Here is a 21680-nt window from a genome sequence, read left to right as displayed (position 1 = left end):
CGTGAACTTCCTTCAGATCCTCAGCAACACCGCGGCGCAGATCCTCGCCCCGGCGACCCTCGGGTACATCCTCGCGGCCATCGGCCTGTCGGTTCACTTCGGCTTCGCGGGCCTGCTCAACATGGGCGTCGCGGGCTTCATGGCGATCGGCGCCTACGGGTTCGCGATCTCGATCCTCACCTTCGGTCTCGCCTGGCCGGTGGCCGCCCTCATCGGCCTCATCGCCGCCGTGATCTTCGCGCTCGTCATGGGCATCCCGACCCTGCGGCTGCGCGGCGACTACCTCGCCATCGTGACGATCGCGGCTGCCGAGGTGCTGCGCCTGCTCTTCCTCACGTCGGCGTTCCGCAACCAGACGGGATCGGCCGACGGCCTCTCGGGCTTCCAGGCCGGGTTCCGCGCCAGCAACCCGCTTCCGCCCGGACGGTGGGGCTTCGGGCCGTGGACCTACCAGTCCGACCAGTGGTGGGTCATCATCGTCGGTCTGATCACGATCGCGATCGTCGTCACCCTCGTGTGGCTGCTCATGAGCAGCCCCTGGGGCCGCGTCATCCGCGGCATCCGCGAGGACGAGGACGCCGTCCGCTCGCTCGGCAAGAACGTCTTCGCATTCAAGATGCAGGCGCTCATCGTCGGCGGTGTCATCATCGCGGCCGGCGGCATCGTCACCGCCATGGGCACCAACGTCAACCCGAACGTCTACGTCACCTCGCAGACGTTCTACGTCTGGACGGCGCTGCTGCTCGGCGGCGCGGCCACCATCTTCGGCCCGGTGCTCGGCGCCGTGCTGTTCTGGGTGGTCCGCGCGTTCCTGTCGAACCTGCTGCCGGCCCTCGTCAACATCGGCTGGCTGCCGTTCCTGACCACCGAGCAGAGCCAGATGCTCGTGTTCGTGCTGGTCGGCGTCGCGCTCATGCTGCTGGTGATCTTCCGCCCGCAGGGCATCCTCGGAAGCAAGAAGGAGCTGACCTTTGTCCGCTGATGTCGTACCCCCGACGCCGCGCCCCAAGGCGACCGGCCTGCACAAAGACGACGGCAGCGGCGAGGTCCGCCCCGGCGTCGCGAAGAACGACCCGATCATCGTCGCAGACGGCGTCAAGCGCGTCTTCGGCGGCCTGACCGCCGTCGACGTCGAGCACCTCGAGATCCCGCGCGGCGCGATCACGGCCCTCATCGGCCCGAACGGTGCCGGCAAGACGACCCTGTTCAACCTGCTGACCGGCTTCGACAAGCCCAACGCGGGGTCGTGGTCGTTCGATGGGACCAACCTCGCCGGCATCCCCGCCTTCAAGGCCGCTCGCATGGGTCAGGTGCGCACGTTTCAGCTGACGAAGTCGCTCGGCCTGCTCACGGTGCTCGAGAACATGAAGCTCGGCGCTCCGAAGCAGAAGGGCGAGGGGATCCTCGCCGGCATCCTGCCCTTCCTCTGGCGCAAGCAGGAGGCCGAGATCGAGGAGAAGGCGCGCGGTCTGCTCGCCCGCTTCAAGCTCGACGCCAAGGAGAAGGACTTCGCCGCGTCGCTCTCGGGCGGACAGCGCAAGCTCCTCGAGATGGCGCGCGCTCTCATGAGCGACCCCGTGCTCGTCATGCTCGACGAGCCCATGGCCGGGGTGAACCCCGCGCTGACGCAGTCGCTGCTCGACCACATCCTCGACCTGAAGGACCTCGGCATGACCGTCGTGTTCGTCGAGCACGACATGCACATGGTGCGTCACATCGCCGACTGGGTCGTCGTGATGGCCGAAGGACGCGTCGTCGCCGAGGGCCCGCCCGACACCGTGATGCAGAACCCCGCGGTGATCGACGCCTACCTCGGCGCACATCAGGACGTCGACCTCGGCGTCGTGACGGGCCGGCACGCCGGCGAGCTGCCGCCCGAGGCGGAAGAGCTCGTCGAGACGGTTCACGAGCTCGACCAAGCGATCGACGAGGCGCCGACGACGGATGCCGCAGGCACGACGGATGCCGCGAGCGCCGTGGATGCCGAGAAGGATGGGGACCGCAAGTGACCGAGAACGTCGTCGAGCTGTCGGATGTGCACGCTGGCTATCTGCCCGGGGTGAACATCCTCAACGGCGCGAACCTCACCGCGGCTCCCGGCGAGCTCGTGGGGATCATCGGCCCCAACGGCGCCGGCAAGTCCACGATGCTCAAGGCCATCTTCGGGCAGGTGAAGGTGCGCTCCGGCTCGGTGAAGCTGAACGGCGAGGAGATCACCGGGCTGCGTGCCAACAAGCTCGTATCGAAGGGCATCGGCTTCGTGCCGCAGACGAACAACGTCTTCCCGAGCCTGACAATCGCGGAGAACCTGCAGATGGGGGCGTATCAGCGACCGAAGGTCGTCGCGGAGCGCACCGACTTCGTGACATCCATCTTCCCCGACCTCGCCAAGCGCCTGCAGCAGCGGGCCGGATCGCTGTCGGGCGGAGAGCGCCAGATGGTCGCGATGGGGCGCGCGCTGATGATGGATCCCTACGTGCTGCTGCTCGACGAGCCCTCCGCGGGGCTGTCGCCGTCGCGCCAGGACGAGGCGTTCCTGCGGGTGTCGGAGATCAACAAGGCCGGCGTGACGACGATCATGGTCGAGCAGAACGCCCGACGCTGCCTGCAGATCTGCGACCGGGGCTACGTGCTCGACCAGGGCCGCGACGCCTACACGGGCACCGGCCGTGAGCTGCTCAACGACCCCAAGGTCATCGGCCTGTACCTCGGCACGCTGGGGACCTGAGCCCGCTTCGCCTGGATCGCCTGGTTCGCCTGGTTCAGGGCGATTCCTCCCCCGCGAGGGATGCGCGCGGGCGACGCACAGGGCGTGGGCGTTGAGCCCCGCGGGGCGGACTACACCGGGAGAATCGGGGGGGATGCCGCGACTCCCGGAACCTCTGCCTGACGCCCTCGGCGAAGCGTTCTCGTGCGCCGACGCGTCGGCCGCAGGCGTATCGCTCAAGCGTCTGCGTGCCCTGGATCTCGACATCCCGTTCCGCGGGGTGCGCCGGAGAGCGGGAGCCGAGGATGCCGCGGCGACCGGCCCGCTCGCCGAGGATCACGCTGCGCGGCAGGGGGTGCTCGACCGCGCGCGGGCGTATGCCCAGATCATGAGCGGACACGCCTTCTACTGCGGGCGCACAGCCGCGGTGCTGTGGGGAACGGGTGCTCTGCCCTCCGGTGAGCTCGAGGTCGGGGTGGTCGCTCCAGAGCGAGCGCCGCGCCGGCGCGGCATCCGCGGACGCCAGCTCGCCCCGACGCACGTCGAGGTGAGGACTCTCGAGGGCCTGCGGCTGTCGTCGCCGGCGTCGACGTGGGCGATGCTCGGGCGGGATGCCGGGGTACGCGAGCTGGTCAGGATCGGCGATGTGCTCGTGCGGGTGCCGCGCGGTGAGCGGGGGCGGCGCCTGCCGGAGGAGCGGCTGAGCACGCTCGAGGAGCTGACCGATGCGGTCGCCGCGGGCCGACGAGTCGGCGCGGCGAAGCTCGTCGAAGCGCTGGGACTCATCCGCGAGGGGGCGATGTCTCCGCTGGAGACCGACTTCCGGCTCGCCGTCGTCGGGGCGGGGCTGCCCGAACCGCTGCTCGACCAGGAGATCCGCGATGGCTCGGGGCGGCTGGCGGGGATCGCGGATGCCGTCTGGCCCGAGTACCGCGTCATCGCCGAGGTCGAGGGCGACCACCATCGCACATCGCGGAGCCAGTGGGCGCGCGACATCGAGAAGCACACCGCCTACGTCGCTCTCGGCTTCGAGGTGGTGAGGCTCACCTCGGCGCACATCAGGCCATCGGGCTCGCCGGCGGTGGCTCTCGTCAGCGGTGCTCTCCGGCGACGCGGAGGGTCTCCCTCGCGCTGACGGCGCGCTTCACCTGGCAGCTCACGCCCCTTCGGCCCGAAGAAGAGGCGCATACTGCCAACTCAGTCCCAGCCCCAGCCCCAGCCCCAGCCCCAGCTCCAGCCCCAGCTCCAGCTCCAGCTCCAGCTCCAGCTCCAGCCCCAGTTCACCTGGCAGCTCACGCCCACTCAGCCCTCCGGATGGGGCACAAAGTGTCAACCCAAGCTCGGGCACGGGGCTCAGTTGACAGCTCACGCCCACTCAGACTCAGCGAAGGGGCACATAGTGCCAACCCAAGCCCAAGCCCAACCCCGACCCACGCCCAGACCCAGACCCGGACCCGGACCGAGACCCAGACCCAGACCCAGGCCCAAGCCCAAGCCCCGGCGCAGGGCTCACCTGGCAGCTCGCGCCTACTCGTGGCATATGAAGGGGCACAAACTGACAACCCAACCCAACCCCGCGCACGACGAAGGGCCCCGGCCGGGAGACCGGGGCCCTCGTGCGCGGGGATCAGCCGACGCGGACGAACTCGTAGTTGTTGTCGTCGCCGTACTCGAAGACGCCGATGGATGCCTCCGTCGGGTCGCCCACCTCGTTGAAGGTGATCGGGCCCGAGACACCGTCGTAGTCCGCGGCCTCACCGGCGATGATCAGGTCGGCGCACTCCGCGAAGGTCGTGCACTTCGTGCCCTCGCCCGAGCCGCCGGAGACCGCCTGCAGGTTCGCGGCGACGTCGGGGCCGGCCGTCGATCCGGCCTGCAGCGCCGCGAGGGCCAGCAGCACGACGGCGTCATACGACTCCGGCCCGTAGGTGAAGTCCTGCAGCTCGGCGTTGCCGGCACCGGTCCAGAACGCCTGCAGGTTGTCGCGGAAGGTTGCGATCGACGCGGGGTCGACGGCGGGGTAGGTGCCCTTCGCGCCGGCCATGGTGCCGGCTTCGAAGTCGTCGCCGAAGTTCGCCAGGTTCCCGTCGACGAGGTACAGCTGCTCGGGGGCTACCTCGGCACCGATCAGCTCGGGGATGATCGTCTTGACCTCTTCGAACGTGATCAGGGCGATCGCGTCCGGGCCGGCTGCGAGCACGTCCTCGACCTGGGCCGAGAAGTTCGTGTCACCGGTGTTGTAGAGCGAGGTCGCGACGACCTCGCCGCCGGCAGCCTCGAAGGCGGCCTTGGTGAAGCACGCGAGGCCGGTGCCGTAGGCGTCGTTGAGGACGATCATGCCGAGCGTCTCGTTGCCGTCGGCGCCGATCAGGTTGCCGAGCACCTCGCCCTGCAGGACGTCCGAGGGAGCGGTGCGCCAGTAGAGACCCTTGTCCTCGTAGCCGGTGAAGGCCGCCGAGGTGTTCGCCGGCGAGAACTGGATGGCGTTGGCGGCGATGACCTGGTCGATGAACTGCAGCGACGTGCCCGAGGATGCCGCGCCGATGATCGCCGTGGCGCCTTCGCCCAGCAGTCGCGGGATCTCCGTCTCGTACGCCTTGTTGTCGGTGTCACCCGAGTCGCCCTGCTTGAGGTCGATCGTGATGCCCTTGCCCGCGGCGTTGATCTCGGATGCGGCGAACTCGGTCGCCGAGATCTCGGGCGGGCCGAGGAAGGCGAGGTTGCCGGTCACGGGCAGAGCCGTGCCGATCGTGTAGGTGAGGTCGGTGCCGGGACCGGTGGAGGTCGAGGTGTACTCGGGGGTGTACGACGCCGGCTCGGCCGCTTCGCAGTCGATGGGGAAATCGGCCGAGGAGTTCCCTTCGGCGTCACCCGATGCAGCCGGTTCGCTGCCTCCGGCACAGCCTGCGAGGACGAGGGCACTCGCGCCGATCACGGCGATACCGCCGAGGACCTTCGCGGTGCGGGAACGGGTGAGAACGCCCATTGTGCTCCTTGATGAGTGGGAACGCGGCACCGAAGCCCCGCGAGGTTGGGTCAAACCTAGTGGTGCCGCTGCATCAGGGATGTTGCGATGTGTTAACGGTCTGTTACGCGACCTAATCGTTACTTCCGGCCCGCCGCGTCTCGCGCGATGACGCGCGTGGGACCGGTGCCACGTCAGACGACGGGGGCGACGTCGGATGCCTCGTCGACGCGTTTCGGACGACGAGCGGCGCGCAGCGAGTCGACGCTGAGCACGACGAGGGCGAGCCAGACGAGCCCGAAGCCGATCCAGCGCTCGAGAGGCATCGGCTCGCCGAGGATCCAGGCTCCCGTGATGAACTGCAGGATCGGCGCGACGAACTGCAGCAGGCCGATCACCGTGAGGCTGCTGCGACGGGCGCCGGCGGCGAAGAACAGCAGGGGCACGGCGGTGACGACCCCGGCGAGGGTGACCAGCGCGGTGTGGCCGGGGCTGACCGAGCCGAACACGAGCCCGCCGGTGACCGCGACGATGATCGCCTGCACGATCGCGACGGGCGCCAGCCAGAGCGACTCGAGGGTCAGGCCGCTGACGGCGTCGACCGAGGGCCCGATCTGCTTCTTGACCAGTCCGTAGGTGCCGAAGCTCGCGGCGAGGGTCAGGGCGATCCACGGGAAGGCCCCGTAGCCGATGACGATGACGCCGACCGCGACGGCGGCGATGCCGATCGCGACCCACTGGGCCACCCGCAGCCGCTCCTTCAGGACGAGGACGCCGAGGAGCACCGTGACGATCGGGTTGATGAAGTACCCGAGGCTCCCCTCGATCACGTGCCCCGTGAGGGTGCTGATGAGGAAGACCTGCCAGTTCACGTAGATGAGCAGCCCAGCCACGATGGTCCACAGCACCAGGCGCGGCGTGCGCAGGATCGCGATCAGCTTGCCCCAGGCCCGGAGCACCGTGAGGAGGATCGCGCAGAACACCAGCGAGAACAGGATGCGCCACGACACGACCTCGAACGGCCCCATCGGGGCGAGCGTGAGGAAGTAGAGGGGCATGAAGCCCCAGAGCACGTACGCCGAGAAAGCGTAGATCCCGCCGAGCGAGCGTTCACGGGCGGGATCGAGGGGTGTCACGAGCCAAGCATAGGACGGTCATGACACGGCGAGGCCACGACGGACTGCCATCCGCCGCCGCCCTCCTGCCATGACGAAGGCCCGGATGCGATGCACCCGGGCCTTCGTGGAAGAGCTCTGCGTCAGCGGACGACGACGGCGAGGACGTCGCGGGCCGAGAGCACGAGGAACTCGTCAGCGCCGAACTTGACCTCGGTTCCGCCGTACTTGCTGTAGATCACGCGGTCGCCGACGGCGACGTCGAGCGGAACACGGTTGCCGTTGTCATCGATGCGGCCGGGGCCGACCGCCACGACCTCGCCCTCCTGGGGCTTCTCCTTGGCGGTGTCGGGGATGACCAGACCACTCGCAGTGGTCTGCTCGGCCTCGACCTGCTTGATGACGATGCGGTCCTCGAGCGGCTTGATGGAAACCGACACGGTCTACCTCTTTCTTCGACAAGACTTGTTGGCAATCTCACCCTGAGAGTGCCAACTCCGAGTCTAGGGGGACGTTGGCACTCACGCAACGCGAGTGCCAACGTCCCTGAACCGGCCGCGCCGCCCCGCGTAGGCTGTCGTGGTGGATCACGCCGAGCTCTCCGCGTTGCTGACCCCTGAGGGACTCCGACTGGTCGACTCCCTCCGGATCTCGTCGACGGCGGATGCCGCGTCGGCGGTGTCGCGGCTGCGACGCGAGGGTCTCTCCCCCGACCTCGTGTCGGCCGTCGTCGGGCAAGCGCGGCTGCGCGAGCGCGCGCGGGCGAAGTTCGGTCCGTTCGCCGATCGGATGCTGTTCACCCGGGCCGGCCTCGAGCAGGCTACGCGTCTCGCTGTCGCTGCCCGCCACGCCGGCAGGTTCCGCGATGCCGGCATCGCCCGCGTCGCCGACCTCGGCTGCGGCATCGGCGGCGACTCGCTCGGCTTCGCCGGCATCGGACTCGAGGTCCTGGCCGTCGACGCAGACGAGATCACCGCCGCCCTGGCCGCCTACAACCTCGCCCCGTTCGGTGCAGCCGCTCGCGTGCGCCACGGGCGGGCGGAGGAGACCGATCTCGACGGCGTCGATGCCGTCTGGCTCGACCCCGCTCGCCGCACCTCGGGCCACAGCGAGACGCGGCGCATCGCGGCATCCGACTACACGCCGTCGCTCGAGTGGGCCTTCGACCTCGCAGGTCGGATGCCGACGGGCATCAAGCTCGGCCCTGCGTTCGACCGCGACGACCTTCCCGCCGACGGCGAGGCGCAGTGGATCAGCGCGGACGGCTCGACGATCGAGCTCGTCCTGTGGTGGGGCGCTCTCGCTCGCCCGGGCGTACGGCGGTCCGCCCTCGTGATCCGCGGCGATCGTGCCGCCGAGCTCACCGCCGCCGATGATGCTCCGGATGTCGATCCGCGCGATCTGGGCGCCTACCTGCACGAGCCCGACGGCGCCGTCATCCGCGCTCGACTGATCGGCGACGTGGCCCGCTCCCTCGACGCGGGGATGCTCGCCGGCGGCACGGCGTACATGACCTCCGACACGGGGCGTACCAGCGCGTTCGCGACGACGTTCCGGGTGCGCGAGGTCCTGCCGCTGAAGACCCGCGAGATCGGCGCCGCGCTCAAGCGCGCAGGGATCGGCATCCTGGAGATCAAGAAGCGCGGGGTCGACATCGATCCTGCGCAGTTCCGCAAGAAGCTGAGCCTGTCGGGGACCGCGTCGGCGACCCTCTTCCTCACGCGCGTCGGAGACCGCCGGGTGGCCGTCCTCGCCGACCGCGTCGAGGACGGTGAGGGCCACCCCGGCGACGGGGCTCAGTCCAGCAGCCCGGCCTGAGCCGCCGCCCAGACGAGCCAGCCCGCGCTGTAGAGGATCGACAACGCGGCGAGGCCGAGCGCCCACACCGCGACCCCGCGACGCTCCCACGGTCGGCGCAGCGCCAGCACCGCCATCACGACCGCTGCGATACCCAGCGGGAACGCCCACCCGACGAACAGCGACAGTACGAGCGCCACGATCGCCAGGGCCAGCGCCCACGCCCCCGACCGCGGCAGAATTTCGGGCGCCGGGGCCCACTCGACGCGCGGCTGCGACGCAGCGGGCTCGGCGCGCGGGCCGACCTCGGGGCTGCTCAGCAGCGGTGTCGGCTGCGTGAACTCGCGCTGGAACCCGCCGCGGTGCTCGCCTGGAAGCCTCGCGGCCTCGGGAGCCGACGCGACGTCATCCGTCGGCGCTGCCACGGCGGGGCGCCGACTGCGCCGACGGTCGTCGCTCACCCGCGTACCTGGATCTCGGTGACCGGAAGCGTCGAGTCGGCGCCGAACGAGAGGGTCGACGGCTCGGCGCCCGAGGAGATGAGCTCGGCGGCGAGCGCAGCGATCATCGCCCCGTTGTCGGTGCACAGGCTCAGCGGCGGGATGCGCACCGCGACGCCCGCGGCGGCGGCTCGTTCGAGCGCGACCTCGCGCAGCCGGCGATTGGCGATCACGCCGCCGCCGAGGAGCAGCCGGGGCACGCCGTGCTGCGCGCACGCGTCGAGCGCCTTGGTCACGAGGACGTCGACGACCGCTTCGCGGAAGGATGCCGCGACGTCGGCGACGGGCACGGACTCGCCCGCCGCCTCGCACTGCTCGATCCAGCGCGCCACGGCGGTCTTCAGCCCGGAGAAGGAGAAGTCGTACCGGTGCGCGGCCAGGTCGGACGCTCGGGAGAGTCCGCGCGGGAATCGGATGGCGTCGGGGTCGCCGCTGGCTGCGGCGCGATCGATCTCGGGGCCCCCGGGGTAGGGCAGACCGAGGATGCGGGCGATCTTGTCGAAGGCCTCGCCGGCGGCGTCATCCATCGTCTCGCCGAGCATCTCGACGTCGGAGACCAGATCGCGGACGAGGAGGAGCGAGGTGTGTCCGCCGCTGACCAGGAGGGCGACGGTCGGGTACTCGACGTCGTCACCGGTCAGGATGTCGGCCGCGATGTGACCGACCAGATGGTTGACCGCGTAGAGCGGCTTCCCGAGCGACACGGCGAGGGCCTTCGCAGCCCCGACGCCGACCATGAGCGCGCCGGCCAGCCCTGGGCCGCTCGTGACGGCGACCGCGTCGAGCTCCTGCAGCGAGACACCCGCTTCGGCCACGGCGGCCTCGATCGCCGGCTGGAGCGCCTCGAGGTGGGCGCGCGCGGCGACCTCGGGCACGACGCCGCCGTAACGGGCATGCTCGGCCATCGAGCTCGCGATCGTGTTCGACAGCAGCGTGCGCCCCCGGACGATGCCGATGCCGGTCTCGTCGCAGCTGGTCTCGATCCCCAGCACGAGGGGTTCGGAGCGGGTCAGGTCGGTGGTCACCGGTCGGTCCCTCCCTCACCGCGGAGGTTCAGCTGCATGATGATCGCGTCGACGTCGTCGGGCTGGTAGTACCGCGGACGGCGGGCGATCTCGACGAACCCCTCCGAGACGTAGAGCGCTTGGGCGACGGGGTTGTCAGCGCGCACCTCGAGGAAGAGCTCGCGAGCGCCGCGGTCGCGGGCTTCGGCGATGAGCGCCCGCAGCAGGGTTCGGCCGCGACCGGTGCCGCGCCGGGACGGTTCGAGGGCGATGGTCTGGATGTCGGCGTCATCCGCGCCCCGCACCGACCGGACACCGCCGTAACCGACGACGCGATCGTCCTCGACGTCGACGAGGTAGCGCCCGTGCGGCGAGGCGAGCTCTGCGGACATGGCGGTGCGGCTCCACGCATCGGTGGGGAACGACGCCTGCTCGAGCGCCATGATCGCGTCGAGGTCGTCACCGGTCGCGGTCCGCAGGCTCACGTGCCCACCTTCTTCGGTCCGGCCGGCACCGTCACGTCCGGGGCGCGGAGGTACAGGGGCTCGGCGGCCGACGCGTCGGCGGCGCCGGCGGACAGCCGTTCGGCCGCGATCCGGGCGAGGGCTGCGGCACTGATGGATGTCGTCTCCGGCAGCTCGGAGGCCGGAGCTCCGAACAGGGCGAGGGGCTCGGTCGACGCGCGCGGCACGAGATGCGCGTCGGTGAGGCGCACCGGCATCCCCCGTTCGACGCGATAGATCGAGACGGCGACCTCGCGACGGCGGGCATCGGTCACGATCGCGACCGGCTCGCCCTCGACGGGAGCCGCGCCGGCGGTGGCGTACGCGGGATCGACGTGTGCGCGCGCCGCCGCATCGTGGCTCGCGACCGCGATCAGGGGGACGCCGCGCCCGAGGGCGAACGCCCGCGCGGCCGCGATCCCGACCCGCAGTCCCGTGAACGGACCCGGCCCCATGCCTGCGGCGACGGCCGTGATCTCGACGGGGTCGACCCCCGCTTCGCGGAAGACGCGCACGAGCAGATCGCCGATGACCTCGGCGTGACCGCGGGGGTCGCGGCTGACGACCTCGGCGAGGACACGGCCCGCGGGGTCGACGATCGCGACGGCCGTGCCGATCGAGGTGTCGATGCCCAGAATCACGTCACCCAGGGTAGCCCGGGCCGTGCGGCCTCGCGCTCAGGGGCGTCGCGTGACCGTCACGAGGCGCGGGGCCGCGTCGGCCATCTCCGCTGCCGCCGGGCCGCTCGTGCCGCAGGCGTTGTCGAGCCCGGTGCCGCTCCAGCCCCGCTCGAGCTCGATCTCCCACCAGCTGTCGCGAAGACCGTCGACCATGCCGTGTCCCCACTCGACGATCGTGACACTGGCGTCCAGGTCGAGATCGAGGTCCGACAGCTCCTCCGGGGACCCCAGGCGGTAGGCGTCGACGTGGATCAGCGGCGGACCGTCGACGAGCGAGGGGTGGGTGCGTGCGATGACGAAGGTCGGACTCTGGATCGGTCCGCGGACGCCGAGGCCGGCGCCGATCCCCCGGGTCAGCGTCGTCTTGCCGGCGCCGAGAGGCCCGGTGAGGACGACGAGATCGCCGGCGCGGAGCCGCGATCCGATCTCCCTCCCCCAGGCCTCCATCTCGTCGGCCGAGGTCACCTCGCGTTCGCCGAGGTAGTCGTCCATTCCGCTCATCGCAGGCCTCCCGTCATCTCGGACGATACCGCCGTGCGGTGCACCCGCGGGCCGATACGGGTGACGATCTCGTAATCGATCGTGTCCGCAGCATCACCCCAGTCGGCGGCGGCCGGAAAACCCAGCGTAGGGTCGCCGAAGAGCACGACCTCGTCGCCGATCGAGACGTCGGCGTCACCGACGTCGACGACGAACTGGTCCATCGCGATCCGGCCCGAGACCGTGAACCGCCGGCCGCCGATGACCACCGGCCCGCGGCCGGAGGCCTGCCGGGGCACGCCGTCGGCATAGCCGAGCGGGACCAGGGCGAGCGTCGTCTCGGACGCGGTGCGGTGCGTGTAGCCGTAGGACACGCCTTGGCCGGCCGGCACGCGTCGCACCGCGGCGACCGAGGTGCGCAGGGTCATCGCCGGCCGCAGCCCGAGGTCTGCCGAGGAGCGACCCGGAAGCGGAGAGAGTCCGTAGATCGCGAGCCCCAGGCGGACGCAGTTCAGCCGCGTCTCGGGCAGCGCGATCGCCGCGTTCGACGCGGCGATGTGGCGCAGCGGCGGATGCACCCCCGCCGCGCTCGCCTCAGCGAGAGCGTCGTGGAATCGGGCGAGCGCGGCGCGGTCGTCCTCGATGCTCGTGTTGGAGAGGTGACTGAAGACGCCGATGACGCGCAGCTGGCCGATGCGCTCGAGTCTCGCCGCCTCCGCGCAGACGCGCTGCCACTCGCGCGGCTCGACGCCGTTGCGCCCGAGCCCTGTCTCCACCTTGAGGTGCACACCGACGGAGCGCCCGACGGACGCTGCCGCCGCGGCGGCCTGCAGCTGCGCGAAGCTCGAGATCCCGAGCTCGACGCCGTGCTCGGCCGCCTCGCGGAAATCCGCGCCGGGCGCGTGCAGCCACGCGACGATGGGTGCGGTGATTCCCGCTCGGCGCAGGGCGACGGCCTCGGCGATGTCCGCCACGCCGAGTCGCGTCGCGCCACCCGACAGGGCCGCGGTCGCCGCACGCACGGCGCCGTGCCCGTAACCATCGGCTTTCACGACGGCGATGATCTCGGTCTGGACGAGACGCCGCAGATGACGGACGTTGTGCTCGATCGCCTCGACGTCGATGAGGGCTTCGCGCAGCGGGCGTACGGTCACGATGCGGCCTCGGCGATCACGTAGGCGGTGGCGAGGTTCGCATCGTGCGAGAGCGACAGGTGCACCGCCGTCACGCCCCGTGCGGCCACCGTGGCGGCCGTCTCACCGGTGAGGGCGAAGACCGGACGCCCCGAAGACTCCGACGCCACCTCGATGTCGACCCAGTGCACGCCCTCCGAGCCGCCGAGGGCCTTGATGAGCGCCTCCTTCGCGGCGTACCGGGCCGCGAGGGACCGGGGCTTGAGGGCGCGCTCGGCGGGCGAGAAGAGCCTGTCGAGCAGGCGAGGGGTGCGTTCGAGCGAGCGCTCGAAGCGCGGGACGTCGACGAGATCGACGCCGATGCCGACGATCACGGCATCCCCTTCCAGCCCGACGGACTCACTCGACGGTGACCGACTTGGCGAGGTTGCGCGGCTGGTCGACGTCGAGGCCCTTGGCGGTGGCCAGGCCCATGGCGAAGATGTGCAGCGGAACGACCGCGAGGAGGGGCTCGAACAGCGGCTCGGCGAGCGGGATGCGCAGCACCTCGTCGGCGAACGGGAGGACGGCGGCATCCCCCTCTTCGGCGACCGCGATGATGCGCGCGCCGCGGGCACGGATCTCCTGGATGTTGGACACGACCTTCGCGTGCAGAAGCGGCGAGCTCGTCGGCGAGGGCACCATGACGAACACCGGCTGACCGGGCTCGATGAGCGCGATCGGGCCGTGCTTGAGCTCTCCGGCGGCGAAGCCCTCGGCGTGGATGTAGGAGATCTCCTTGAGCTTGAGCGCGCCCTCGAGCGCGATCGGGTAGCCGACGTGACGGCCGAGGAAGATCACCGAGCGGGTGTCGGCCATCCAGTGGGCGAACTGCTCGATGTGCTCCTGCTCGCTCGCGAGCACCCGGGCGATCTTCTCGGGCACCGCTTCGAGCTGAGCGACCTGCTCGGCGATCGCCTCAGCGCTCAGCGCACCTCGCACACGGCCAACGTGCAGGGCCAGCAGGTACAGCGCGGTGATCTGCGCGACGAACGCCTTCGTGGACGCGACGGCGACCTCGGGACCGGCGTGGGTGTAGACGATGGCATCGGACTCGCGCGGGATCGTCGCGCCCTGGGTGTTGCAGATCGACAGCGTCTTCGCGCCGGCCTCGCGGGCGTACTTGACTGCCATGAGCGTGTCCATCGTCTCGCCCGACTGGCTGATCGAGACGACGAGCGTGCGCGGGCCGATGACGGGATCCCGATAGCGGAACTCGTGGGCGAGCTCGACGTCGACGGGAACGCGCGCCCACTGCTCGAGGGCGTACTTGCCGACCATGCCGGCGTACGCGGCGGTGCCGCACGCGATGACGATGACGCGATCGATGCCGGTGAACAGCTCGTCGAGGCCGTCGAGCTCGGGGATCTGCACGAGACCGTCGTGCACGCGCCCGCGGATGGTGTTCGCGACGGCCTCGGGCTCCTCCGAGACTTCCTTGGCCATGAACGACGACCAGCCGCCCTTGTCCGCGGCGGCGGCATCCCATACGACCTCGAACGGCTCGACGTCGACGGCGGCACCGGAGAAGTCGGTGACCGTGACCTCCTGTGGGGTGATCGCGACGATCTCGTCCTGGCCGATCGCGAGCGCGTGGCGGGTGTGCTCGACGAAGGCGGCGACGTCGGAGCCGAGGAAGTTCTCGCCGTCGCCGAGGCCGATCACCAGCGGCGAGTTGCGGCGGGCGCCCACGACGAGACCGGGCTGGTCGCGGTGCAGGGCCAGGAGCGTGAATGCCCCCTCCAGGCGCGACACCGTCGCGCGGAACGCCTCGACCAGATCGCCGGATGCCCGGTACTCGCGGCCCAGCAGCACAGCGGCGACCTCGGTGTCGGTCTCGCTGCGGAAGGTGTGGCCCTCGGCGACGAGCTCGGACTTCAGCTCGGAGAAGTTCTCGATGATGCCGTTGTGGATGACCGCGAGCTTGTCGTCGTCGGCCAGGTGGGGGTGCGCGTTCGCGTCGGTCGGGCCGCCGTGCGTCGCCCACCGGGTGTGGCCGATCCCGGTCGTGCCGTCGGCCAGGGGGTGCGCCGCCAGGTCGTCGCGCAGGATCTGCAGCTTGCCCGCGCGCTTGCGCGTTCCCAGACCGCCCTCGCCGTCGATGACGGCGATGCCGGCGGAGTCGTAGCCGCGGTATTCGAGGCGGGCCAGACCCGAGATGAGGATGTCCTGCGAGGGACGAGGACCCACATAGCCGATGATTCCGCACATGGGGTCCATCCTAGATCGGGAGCCCGGGCGCTCGAGCTCAGCCGGACGCGGGCCCGCGCAACGCTGCTAGCACGGCGTCGACCACCTCGAGATTGGAGAAGACCGCGTCGTGCCCGCACGCGCCGCCGAACGGCGGTGCGGCGACCTGGCCCGACAGGATCATCCCGACTCCGCCGACGCCGGGCGGGAGGTCCGTGCGGCATGTGACCACCGTCGTGTCCGCCGCTCCGGCGAGGGCGGACGTCTCGGCGACCAGACCGTCGCCGAGGCGGGCCTCCCCGGTCTTCCCCGATGGGAGCGGCATCGCGACGACGGCGGACGCCGCGATCGCGTGCACGTGCAGACCCGCCGGCCAGTCGGGCAGATCGGCGAGCTCCGCCGACCCGGCGCGCAGGGACGTACCTGCCGGGCCGAGGGCGGCGATACCCGTCCGGATGACGGGTGGCAGATCGCAGCCGCCGCGCGCGTCATCCGCGAGCTGCTTGTTGCAGACCGCGCCGATCCAGGGCAGCACGAGGTTCTGCAGCACCGGCACCGTCGACATCGTGGCGCGGATAGCCCCGGCGATGTCGACCGCGACATTGGCGATGTCCGAGCCTTGCGTGGGAGCGGCGACCGTGACGACCTCGCCGATGAGCGCGGCGATGTCCGGGGCGTCGCGCAGGGCGTACCGCAGGGCCAGCCCGCCCATCGAATGGGTCACGACGTCGACGGGGCCGTGGACGGTGTCGGCTATCGAACGGATCGCGGCGGCGAGATTGTCGGCCGAACCGGTCGAGCCGACCCACCCGGCGGAGTTCGCGGAATAGTCGAACGCGTACACGGCGACCCCCGGCCGCGCTTCGAGCCGCTGCTGCAGCGACGCCGTCATCCCCCGCGCCACCGGCGCACCGGAACCGTCGCGCCACTGCACCGGGCGAGCGAACGGCGACCGGGCGTAGGAGCGCTGGCCGTCGGCGTCGGGGAGGACGGTGCTCAGCCACCCGTGGACGAGCAGCACCGCCCGCGAGTCCGGTTCCGCCTGCTCGCTCAGCCGCACGACACGGTCGCCGAGCGCCACGGCCGGGCCGGCCACTGCCGCAGGCGCGAACGCGGACGACGCCGCCGCGGGAGCGAGGGTCGCAGTCGCCGCGAGCACGACGACCGTGCTCAGCGCGACGAGGGACCGCCACCGGGACCGCCGGCGGCGCAGCCGCGAGCGCGCGCGTAACGCACCGCGCACGAGCGCGCGCGAACGCCGCCCCAGTTCCATGGATCCATACCTAGCAGGTTGCGGTGACGGGTGCGTAACAGAAGACACCGGAGCTTAGCGAGCACTCGCTGACAGAACGCCGGGTCGAGGCAGTCAGACCTTCCGCAGGAGCACGCGCTCGACGGCGTGCGAAGCGCCCTTGTGCAGGATCAGAGTCGCCCGGTGCTTCGTCGGCAGGACGTTCTCGACGAGGTTCGGGAGGTTGATGTCGTTCCAGAAGCCGCGCGCCATCGCCACCGCTTCGTCGTCGTCCAGGTCGGCGAAGGTGTTGAAGTACGACGAGGGGTTGTTGAATGCGCCCGCCTTGAGCGCCATGAAGCGCTCGACGTACCACTGACTGATGTGCTCGGCATCCGCATCGACGTAGATCGAGAAGTCGAACATGTCGCTGACGGCGACCTCGTGCGGCGCGGGCGGCGGTGCCAGGACGTTCAGCCCCTCGACGATCACGACGTCGGGGCGGCGGACGGTGATCTGCGCGTCCGGGACGATGTCGTACCGCATATGCGAGTAGAAAGGGGCGTGCACCTCGGCGGCGCCGGACTTCACCTCGGTGAGGAACTCGATCAGCGCGCGGCGATCGTAGCTCTCGGGGAAGCCCTTCCGAGCCATCAGCCCGCGACGCTCGAGCTCGGCGTTGGGGTACAGGAAGCCGTCGGTCGTGACGAGCTCCACCCGGGGCGTCCCGGGCCAGCGGCTCATCAGCTCGCGAAGCAGACGCGCGACGGTCGACTTCCCGACGGCGACCGATCCGGCCACGCCGACGACGAAGGGCGTCGTGCTGTCCTGCTCGCCGAGGAACGCGTCGGTGTCGGCCCCGAGGCGCCGGGTCGCGCTGGCGTACAGCGAGAGCAGCCGACTGAGCGGGAGGTAGACCTGCGACACCTCACCGAGGTCCATCCGGTCCCCGAGTCCGCGGAGCTGGACGATCTCGGTCTCGGTCAGCGGCTGGGTCACGCCCGCCGCGAGCCGGGACCAGTCGGAGCGGTCGATCTCGCGGTACAGGGCGGGAGCGAGCGGCGCCAGCGCCTGCACATCTTCAGGGGACATCGCGCTCATCGTAACCCCCGGCCGGAGCCCGGCGGCGCTGGCGGCCTGCCACTACTGTGAACCTGTGCGTCTGGGAGTCCTCGACATCGGTTCGAACACCGTCCACCTGCTCGTCGCCGATGTCCGCCCCGGAGGGCGCCCCCTCGCCCGGACGAGCAAGCGGACGGTGCTGCGACTGATGCGCTATCTCGAGCCCGACGGCTCGATCAGCGACGACGGCGTCCGCGCCCTCGTCGCGGCCGTGACCGAGGCGGTCGCGGTATCGCGCACGGACAACGTCGCCGAGCTCCTCGCCACCGCCACGAGCGCCGTGCGCGACGCCGCGAACGGACCGCAGGTCATCGCCGCGATCGAGGAGGCTCTGGGGCAGGACCTGCAGGTGCTCGGCGGCGAGTCGGAGGCGCGCTTCACCTTCCTGGCAGTGCGCCGCTGGTTCGGCTGGTCCGCGGGCGAGATCCTGCTGTTCGACATCGGCGGCGGTTCTCTCGAGATCGCGGCCGGCAGTGACGAGCTGCCCGACACGGCCGCCTCGGTGCCGCTCGGCGCAGGCCGGATGACGGTGCAGTTCCTGCCCGCCGACCCGCCGGGCGAGGATGCCGTCGACGTCCTGCGGGAGCACGCGCGCTCGACCCTGAAGCCGATCGTCGCGTCGATGGCGGACAGCCCTCGACCCGACCACGTCGTCGGCTCCTCCAAGACCATCCGTTCGCTGGCGAAGCTCGCGGGCGACCCGGTGCCGGGCTGGTCGGGGATCGAGCGGATGACCCTGCCCCGCTCGGCGCTGAACTCGTGGATCCCGCGGCTCGCCCGCATCCCGGCATCCGCCCGGCAGGAGCTCCCGGGGATCACCGCCGACCGCACCTTCCAGATCGTCGCGGGCGCCGTCGTCCTGCACGAGGCGATGCGCGCGTTCGACGTCGACGAGCTCGAGGTCTCGCCCTGGGCGCTGCGCGAAGGAGTCCTTCTCCGCTACATCGAATCGCTGTCATGGAGCGCTCCGCGCCCCTGACCGTCGATCACACGACCTCCGCGCCGACCGGCACGGACGCTTCGAGCACGACGTCACGGCCGTTCTGGAACACCCGCGCCGACGGTCCGAGCCCGGCGAGGCCGAGGCCCGCCGCCGCACCGGCGTCGCTGCGCAACCGCCCCGGGGTGCGGACGCGCACCGACAGGGATGCCCCGTCGGCGGCGGCCCGCACCTCGATGTCGGCCGAACGGGCCGCCGCATGCTTGACCGCGTTCACGAGCCCCTCGGCCACGACCGCGACGACGCGGGTGGTCACGAGGGCGTCCGACATGGCGATCGTCGCAGCAGGATCCACCGCGGAAGACACCGTCAGCACGGGTTGCCAGATCGCCACGGTCTCCGCGAGGTCCGCCGCTCGCGCCGCCCCGGGCCGACCCGCCCCCAGAGCGTCGGTCAGCCCCGCGCCGATCGCGAGCTCGAAGTCGCGGATGTCGGCGTCGGTCGCGATCTCGTCGTCTACCCGGGCCGCGAGGATCACGCACGTGCTCTGGAGCCGGCTGTGAAGAACGTCTGAGGCGTGCGTCAGGTCCTGCCTCGTGCTCGAGGTCTGGTCCGCGGCGGAGCGGACGAGTGCCTGCAGCGCCCGGCCCAGCCGACGGGTCTCGACCCGGCCCCGGTGAATCGCCTCGGCGCACAGCGCCGCCACGATCGCTATGCCCGGCAGCGCGATCGCCGGGATGACGGGGATGAAGCTGGGCAGCCCCACGATGACCGCCGCCGCCGCAGCCACCACGATCCCCGCGCCGAGCCACAGCCCGACGAGGCGTCTCCCGCGTCGACGCGCGGACGAACGGCAGGCGATGCCGCGGGTGAGCCGGTCGACCACGAGACACAGGGCGAAGACGCCGACGATGAGGACCGCTGCGAAGACGGGGCCCTCGGTGCGCAGCGCGAACGGGGCGCTCCCCGCAGCGAAGATCACGCCGACGAGGCCCGGCGCGGGCGGACGCAGTCGTTCGAACGCGGTGCGCGCCGTCTCGATCGCCGACGGCGCCGCGTGGTCGGGAGCGATGTCGGCGAGCTCGAGGCCCGCTCGGCCCCGGGCGCGGTGGCTCACCGAACGGACTTCGTCGGAGAAACCCCGCACCCGCTCGAAGTCGAGCGGGGAAGCGACGAGGGCGGCCAGCGCGGTGCGCAGGGCGCCGATCTCGGACGTGAGGAACTCGCGCGTGTCCCGTTCGTAGCGACCGGCGCGGCGCTGCTCGTCGGTCACCGCCCGTAGCGCGTCGGCGAGGCGCGTCCTCGCGGTCCGCGAGCTGACGTAGAGCTGTTCGGTGACGGCGACGAGCGACAGCACGCTCACCCACGCGACGATGTTGGTCACGATGCGCTCGCTCCACGCGGGGTCCGTTCCGAGGCCGAACGCACCGACCGCCAGAGCGTCGTTGAGGAAGGGTCGTGCGACGGCCGCGGCGACGAGAGCCGCCAGCACGAGCACCCCGCGGGCTGTCGATGACGGTATCCGTCGTTCCGCGAGCACGACCGGCAGCAGGGCCACAGCCAGGATCACCGCGACGAGCAGGCCGGAGATCTGCGCCGACAGCAGCTCCAGGGGCGTGTCGACGGTCGCGTAGGGGGCGAGGACGACGGCGGAGACCGGAACAGCGACGAGGGCGCTCCAGGGTGTGAAGAACCGCCCGCTCGACACGGCATCCCACCAGATCGCGACGCCCGGACGAACCCGGGCTCGACGTCGCGATGTTCGCCCCCGGCTCACATCCGCCCCTTCGACTTCGGCGGGCCGCTGCCGCACCGGCCGAAATCCTAGCGAATCCGAGCGACGTCGCCGTTAACGCGCGCATCATACGCTCGGCTGGAGTCGGCGGCACGCGCTGGGATCCGATCACGCTCGCCCCTAGCGTGGCCGGATGCAGAGCTACGACTACCTCATCGTCGGCGGCGGGATGGTCGCCGACGCGGCCGCCCGCGGCATCCGCGAGCTCGACGAGAGCGGCACCATCGGCATCCTCAGCGCCGACGTCGACGAACCGTACACACGCCCGGCACTCACCAAGAAGCTGTGGACCGATCCCGATTTCACCTGGGATCAGGTGCCGCTCGGCACGGCCGACGCCACGGGCGCCGAGATCCGGCTGCGGACCACCGTGACCGCGATCGACCGTGACGGGCGCACGGTCGAGGACAAAGCCGGCGGGCGCTTCGGCTATCGTCGGCTGCTCCTCGCGACCGGTTCGCGTCCGCACGAGGTCGATGCACCCGACAGCGACCGGGTGCTCTTCTTCCGCTCCGCCGACGACTACCGGCGGCTGCGGGAGCTCGCGGCCGAGGGCGAGCGGATCGTCGTGGTCGGCGGTGGCTACATCGGCGCGGAGCTCGCCGCCGCCCTCGTACAGAACGACGTGGACGTCGACCTCGTCTTCCCGAGCACCACGCTCGGCGACGGCACGTTCCCCCCTCCGCTCGCCGAGCGGTACGAGCAGATGTTCCGAGACGCCGGTGTGCGCCTGGTGCCCGGCCGCCGGGTCGAGGAGGTGGTCACGGACGCGTCGGCCGACGACGACCTCGAGGTCGTGCTCGACGACGGATCGCGGGTGCGAGGCGACGCGGTCGTGCTCGGGCTCGGCGTCTCGCCGGTGACCGACCTGGCCGAACAGTCCGGTCTCGCCGTCGACGACGGGGTCGTCGTCGACGCGTTCCTCGCCACGACCGATGACGCGATCTGGGCGGCCGGAGACATCGCGTCATACCCTGACCGCCTGCTCGGTCGCACTCGCGTCGAGCACGTGGACAACGCCCAGGAGATGGGCCGGGCGGCCGGGCGATCGATGGCGGGCAGCAGCGAGGCCTACCGCCACACCCCGTACTTCTACTCGCAGGTGTTCGGCGTCCGGTGGGAGGCGGTCGGCACGCTCGACCCCGATCTCGACACCCTCGTGGTGGAGATCGGCGACGACGAATCCGGACCGCGGACAGTGGTGTACTACCGCGACGAGACGGGCGCGCCGGTCGGCGTGCTGCTCTGGAACGTCGCCGATGCCACGGATGCCGCACGCCTCGTCCTCGCCGAGGCGCCCACCAACGAGGCGGAGTTGCGAGGACGCATCGCCTGAGCGCTCCTCAGCAAATACTGAGCGGATTCTGATGGTTCGCTCAGGCGGTGTCAAGACGTTTCCTCCCCTCAGTCGACCCTCCCTAGCTTCTCCGGCAGACGCGCGCCCCGCGGGGCCGCGGTCGCCCGCGTGACGATGGTCAC

General features: G+C 71.0%; 21 protein-coding genes. 7 read left to right on the top strand and 14 right to left on the bottom strand.

Annotated elements, in window-relative coordinates; genetic code table 11:
* The first annotated feature begins 1 nt into the window (after nucleotide 1).
* From DO944_RS14830 to DO944_RS14815, 4 genes are all read left to right on the top strand, one after another.
* Nucleotides 2-982 (top strand): branched-chain amino acid ABC transporter permease, encoded by a 981-nt coding sequence (locus DO944_RS14830; protein WP_112617897.1) that lies wholly within the window; start codon nucleotides 2-4, stop codon nucleotides 980-982.
* The gene (locus tag DO944_RS14825) at nucleotides 972-2009 is read left to right on the top strand and encodes an ABC transporter ATP-binding protein (RefSeq protein ID WP_112617896.1); all 1038 of its coding nucleotides are present in this window, start codon (nucleotides 972-974) and stop codon (nucleotides 2007-2009) included. The genes DO944_RS14830 and DO944_RS14825 overlap by 11 nt, the downstream gene beginning before the upstream one ends.
* A complete protein-coding gene (locus DO944_RS14820; RefSeq protein WP_112617895.1) occupies nucleotides 2006-2728 on the top strand; it encodes an ABC transporter ATP-binding protein in 723 nt (240 codons plus the stop codon). The genes DO944_RS14825 and DO944_RS14820 overlap by 4 nt, the downstream gene beginning before the upstream one ends.
* Before the next feature lie 133 nt (nucleotides 2729-2861).
* Nucleotides 2862-3842, top strand: a complete 981-nt coding sequence (locus DO944_RS14815; RefSeq protein WP_112617894.1) for a hypothetical protein — start codon at nucleotides 2862-2864, stop codon at nucleotides 3840-3842.
* A 492-nt stretch (nucleotides 3843-4334) separates the two neighbouring features.
* Here DO944_RS14815 and DO944_RS14810 read toward each other — a convergent pair whose 3' ends face one another.
* The 3 genes from DO944_RS14810 to groES form a co-directional block, all read right to left on the bottom strand.
* Nucleotides 4335-5693, bottom strand: coding sequence for an ABC transporter substrate-binding protein (locus tag DO944_RS14810; RefSeq protein ID WP_112617893.1), 1359 nt, complete (start codon nucleotides 5691-5693; stop codon nucleotides 4335-4337).
* Nucleotides 5694-5866: 173 nt separating this feature from the next.
* Complete coding sequence (gene rarD, locus DO944_RS14805) at nucleotides 5867-6808, bottom strand: EamA family transporter RarD (RefSeq protein ID WP_112617892.1); 942 nt, start codon at nucleotides 6806-6808, stop codon at nucleotides 5867-5869.
* A gap of 122 nt (nucleotides 6809-6930) precedes the next feature.
* Entirely contained in the window at nucleotides 6931-7227 is a 297-nt protein-coding gene (gene groES, locus DO944_RS14800; RefSeq protein ID WP_023954390.1) for a co-chaperone GroES, read from the bottom strand.
* Between the two features lie 142 nt (nucleotides 7228-7369).
* On the opposite strand from groES, the gene DO944_RS14795 reads away from it, so the two are divergent.
* A complete protein-coding gene (locus DO944_RS14795; protein ID WP_112617891.1) occupies nucleotides 7370-8605 on the top strand; it encodes a class I SAM-dependent methyltransferase in 1236 nt (411 codons plus the stop codon).
* Here the strand turns inward: DO944_RS14795 and DO944_RS14790 are convergent.
* From DO944_RS14790 to coaA, 10 genes are all read right to left on the bottom strand, one after another.
* Nucleotides 8584-9045, bottom strand: a complete 462-nt coding sequence (locus tag DO944_RS14790) for a hypothetical protein (protein WP_112617890.1) — start codon at nucleotides 9043-9045, stop codon at nucleotides 8584-8586. The two genes, DO944_RS14795 and DO944_RS14790, sit on opposite strands and share 22 nt — an antisense overlap.
* The gene (tsaD, locus tag DO944_RS14785; RefSeq protein WP_112617939.1) at nucleotides 9042-10097 is read right to left on the bottom strand and encodes a tRNA (adenosine(37)-N6)-threonylcarbamoyltransferase complex transferase subunit TsaD; all 1056 of its coding nucleotides are present in this window, start codon (nucleotides 10095-10097) and stop codon (nucleotides 9042-9044) included. The genes DO944_RS14790 and tsaD overlap by 4 nt, the downstream gene beginning before the upstream one ends.
* An 8-nt stretch (nucleotides 10098-10105) precedes the next feature.
* A complete protein-coding gene (rimI, locus tag DO944_RS14780) occupies nucleotides 10106-10573 on the bottom strand; it encodes a ribosomal protein S18-alanine N-acetyltransferase (RefSeq protein WP_112617889.1) in 468 nt (155 codons plus the stop codon).
* Nucleotides 10570-11232, bottom strand: coding sequence for a tRNA (adenosine(37)-N6)-threonylcarbamoyltransferase complex dimerization subunit type 1 TsaB (gene tsaB, locus DO944_RS14775; RefSeq protein WP_112617888.1), 663 nt, complete (start codon nucleotides 11230-11232; stop codon nucleotides 10570-10572). The genes rimI and tsaB overlap by 4 nt, the downstream gene beginning before the upstream one ends.
* A 36-nt stretch (nucleotides 11233-11268) precedes the next feature.
* The gene (tsaE, locus tag DO944_RS14770; protein ID WP_112617887.1) at nucleotides 11269-11772 is read right to left on the bottom strand and encodes a tRNA (adenosine(37)-N6)-threonylcarbamoyltransferase complex ATPase subunit type 1 TsaE; all 504 of its coding nucleotides are present in this window, start codon (nucleotides 11770-11772) and stop codon (nucleotides 11269-11271) included.
* Nucleotides 11769-12905, bottom strand: coding sequence for an alanine racemase (gene alr / locus DO944_RS14765; RefSeq protein WP_112617886.1), 1137 nt, complete (start codon nucleotides 12903-12905; stop codon nucleotides 11769-11771). Before alr ends, tsaE begins: the two co-directional genes overlap by 4 nt.
* Nucleotides 12902-13258 (bottom strand): holo-ACP synthase, encoded by a 357-nt coding sequence (locus tag DO944_RS14760; RefSeq protein WP_112617885.1) that lies wholly within the window; start codon nucleotides 13256-13258, stop codon nucleotides 12902-12904. The genes alr and DO944_RS14760 overlap by 4 nt, the downstream gene beginning before the upstream one ends.
* Nucleotides 13259-13283: 25 nt before the next feature.
* The gene (glmS, locus tag DO944_RS14755; protein WP_112617884.1) at nucleotides 13284-15134 is read right to left on the bottom strand and encodes a glutamine--fructose-6-phosphate transaminase (isomerizing); all 1851 of its coding nucleotides are present in this window, start codon (nucleotides 15132-15134) and stop codon (nucleotides 13284-13286) included.
* A gap of 37 nt (nucleotides 15135-15171) precedes the next feature.
* On the bottom strand, nucleotides 15172-16386 hold the full coding sequence (locus DO944_RS14750) for a triacylglycerol lipase (protein WP_112617883.1): 1215 nt from the start codon (nucleotides 16384-16386) through the stop codon (nucleotides 15172-15174).
* Nucleotides 16387-16479: 93 nt separating this feature from the next.
* Entirely contained in the window at nucleotides 16480-17436 is a 957-nt protein-coding gene (gene coaA / locus DO944_RS14745) for a type I pantothenate kinase (RefSeq protein ID WP_378720060.1), read from the bottom strand.
* A gap of 64 nt (nucleotides 17437-17500) precedes the next feature.
* On the opposite strand from coaA, the gene DO944_RS14740 reads away from it, so the two are divergent.
* A complete protein-coding gene (locus DO944_RS14740; RefSeq protein ID WP_112617881.1) occupies nucleotides 17501-18445 on the top strand; it encodes a Ppx/GppA phosphatase family protein in 945 nt (314 codons plus the stop codon).
* Nucleotides 18446-18452: 7 nt separating this feature from the next.
* Here the strand turns inward: DO944_RS14740 and DO944_RS14735 are convergent, their stop codons facing one another.
* Nucleotides 18453-20183 carry a hypothetical protein gene (locus DO944_RS14735; protein WP_146752073.1) on the bottom strand — a complete coding sequence of 577 codons (1731 nt, stop codon included), beginning with the start codon at nucleotides 20181-20183 and terminating at the stop codon, nucleotides 18453-18455.
* Nucleotides 20184-20334: 151 nt separating this feature from the next.
* Between DO944_RS14735 and DO944_RS14730 the strand changes: the two genes are divergently transcribed.
* Nucleotides 20335-21537, top strand: coding sequence for an NAD(P)/FAD-dependent oxidoreductase (locus tag DO944_RS14730; protein ID WP_112617879.1), 1203 nt, complete (start codon nucleotides 20335-20337; stop codon nucleotides 21535-21537).
* Nucleotides 21538-21680: the final 143 nt, after the last annotated feature.

It is taken from the genome of Microbacterium sp. SMR1, assembly GCF_003289625.1.
GTDB lineage: Bacteria > Actinomycetota > Actinomycetes > Actinomycetales > Microbacteriaceae > Microbacterium > Microbacterium plantarum.
This window is presented reverse-complemented; position numbering and strand designations above follow the sequence as displayed.